The sequence below is a fragment of the Streptomyces sp. NPDC059668 genome, from assembly GCF_042734135.1.
In the GTDB taxonomy this organism is placed as follows: domain Bacteria; phylum Actinomycetota; class Actinomycetes; order Streptomycetales; family Streptomycetaceae; genus Streptomyces.
In genome coordinates this window covers 43,485-45,773 of record NZ_JBHWEL010000023.1, presented here as the reverse complement: position 1 = coordinate 45,773, position 2,289 = coordinate 43,485, and the positions used below count along the sequence as shown (strand labels likewise).

Annotated in this window: 1 protein-coding gene and 1 pseudogene; both read right to left on the bottom strand. The window is 72.5% G+C overall.

Going from position 1 to position 2,289, the window contains the following annotated elements; all coding sequences use genetic code 11:
• Positions 1-388 precede the first annotated feature (388 nt).
• Positions 389-1,244, bottom strand: a pseudogene (gene lgt, locus ACFV2J_RS18790) (prolipoprotein diacylglyceryl transferase); the annotation flags it as partial.
• Between the two features lie 133 nt (positions 1,245-1,377).
• Entirely contained in the window at positions 1,378-2,154 is a 777-nt protein-coding gene (locus ACFV2J_RS18785; protein WP_385098046.1) for a DsbA family protein, read from the bottom strand.
• Between the last annotated feature and the right edge of the window lie 135 nt (positions 2,155-2,289).

The following is a 2,289-nucleotide window of genomic DNA, read 5'->3' as shown; positions in this document are numbered from 1 at the left end:
CGCGGCGCCGGGGGGGCGCGCCCGGCCCACCCGCGCCCTCGCCCGCCCGCCGGCGGGCCGCGCTTGCCCGAGCGCGCGCCGCGGGGCCGCCCCCCCCCCCCCCTCGGCGTACCGGAACGTCAGCCCTTCTTGGCCGACTCCGCCTCGCTCTTCGCGCCACCGGCGGAATCCGCGGACACCTCGGCCCCCGGCTCGGCCGCGGACGTCGCACCCGCACCCGGCTCCGCGTCCGCGTCGCCGGGGGCCTTGCCGCCGGACTTCTCGTCGGCGCCGTTCTTCCCGCCCGGCTCGTCGCCGGCCGTCTTCTCAGCCTTCGTCCCGGCCTTCTCGCCCGGCTTCTCGCCCGACTTCTCACCGGACTTCTTGTCCAGGCCGACCGAAGTCCCGGCCCCGGCCTCAGCGTCGCCCTCGTCCTCGCCGGAGGCGTCCGCACCCGGCTCGACGATCTCCTCACGCCCGGGCCGCAACCGCGCCGACACCACGATGTAGACCACCGCGAGCACGAAGACCACCATCGCGGTCCAGTCGTTGAGACGCAGGCCCAGGACGTGGTGGGCGTCGTCGACGCGCATGTACTCGATCCAGCCGCGGCCCACGCAGTACGCGGCGACGTACAGCGCGAACGCCCGACCGTGACCCAGGGTGAAGCGGCGGTCCGCCCAGATGACGAGGAAGCCGACGCCGACGCACCACAGCGACTCGTACAGGAAGGTCGGGTGGTAGTACCCAGGCACCCGCCCGTCCGTGGCGGAGGTGATGTGCAGCGCCCACGGCACGTCCGTGGCCCTGCCGTACAGCTCCTGGTTGAACCAGTTGCCCCAGCGTCCGATGGCCTGCGCGAAGACGATGCCGGGCGCGAGCGCGTCGGCCCAGGCGGGCAGCGGGATGCCGCGCCGGCGGCAGCCGATCCACGCGCCCACCGCACCGAGCGCGATCGCGCCCCAGATGCCGAGGCCGCCCTGCCACACCTTGAAGGCGTCCACCCAGTCGCGGCCCTCGCTGAAGTACAGCTCGTAGTCCGTGATCACGTGGTAGAGGCGGCCGCCGACGAGACCGAACGGCACGGCCCACACCGCGATGTCGGCCACCGTGCCGGCCCGCCCTCCCCGGGCGATCCAGCGCTTGTTGCCGAGCCAGACGGCTACGAAGACGCCGATGATGATGCAGAACGCGTAGCCGCGCAGCGGAATGGGGCCGAGATGCAGCACACCGTGCGACGGGCTGGGAATGTAGGCAATTTCCATGGCAGGGTCGACGCTACCGTGCCGGACGGGACCCGCGGCGGGTGCCCCGGCAACGGGTCCATAACGGGCAGCGCCCCCGGACCCTTCGCAGGCCGGGGGTGCCGCGGGTCGGGGGCGTCGCGGGTCGGGGGGCTCAGCCCTTGTTCTCGGCCTGCACCAGCTGCTTGAGTTTCGCGGGGGTCATGGACTGGTCCGCGTAGATGTTCTTGCCGCCCAGCAGCACGGTCGGGGTGCCGCTGAAGCTGCCGTTCTGGAAGGCCGTGTTCGACTTCGTCACCCAGCTGTCGTGCCTGCCGTCGTTGACGCACGCGCGAAAGCCCGGCGTGTCGAGACCGTCGACCTTGCCCGCCAGCTCGATGAGCTTGCCGTTGTCCGCGAACGTGTCTTCGGTCTCCTTGGGCTGGTTCGCGTACAGCACGTCGTGGTACGCGGCGAACTTGCCCGCGTCCTGGGCACAGGCCGCCGCGTTGGCCGCGTGCCGGGAGCCGCTGCCCCCCATGTTTCCGTCGATCAGCGTGACCAGGTGGTATTCGACCTTCAGCTGACCGGCGTCCACCAGCTGGCGGATGGTCGGGCGGTACACCGTCTCGAAGGACTCGCAGGCCGGGCAGCGGAAGTCCTCCCAGACCGTGAGGGTCGACTTGGCGCCGTCCTTGCCGACCGGGATCGCGAGACCGTCCTTGCCGGTCGCCCCCGAGGGCGCCACCGCCGGTCCCGCCGCGGTGTTCTTCTTGTCCTTGCCCGCGCCGGCGGCCAGCACGCCCACCACCGCGGCGAGGGCGAGGACGCACACCACCGACGCGCCCACGATCAGGGCCCGGCGGCGCTTCTCCGCGCCCTTCTGCTTCTGTCGCTCGACCGCCAGCCGCTCACGGGCGGTGCTCTTTCCCTCACGGTTCTTCTCGCTCACATCCGGCAGAACGAACCGGGGGGGGGGCGCCCGCCCCCCCCGGGACCAGTGCACCCCGTAGAGTGAGCGGTGTTTCCCGTAAGTTCCACGGGTGCCCCCCCGCAGCTGGCCGGTCCGCCCGGGCGCCGGACCAAG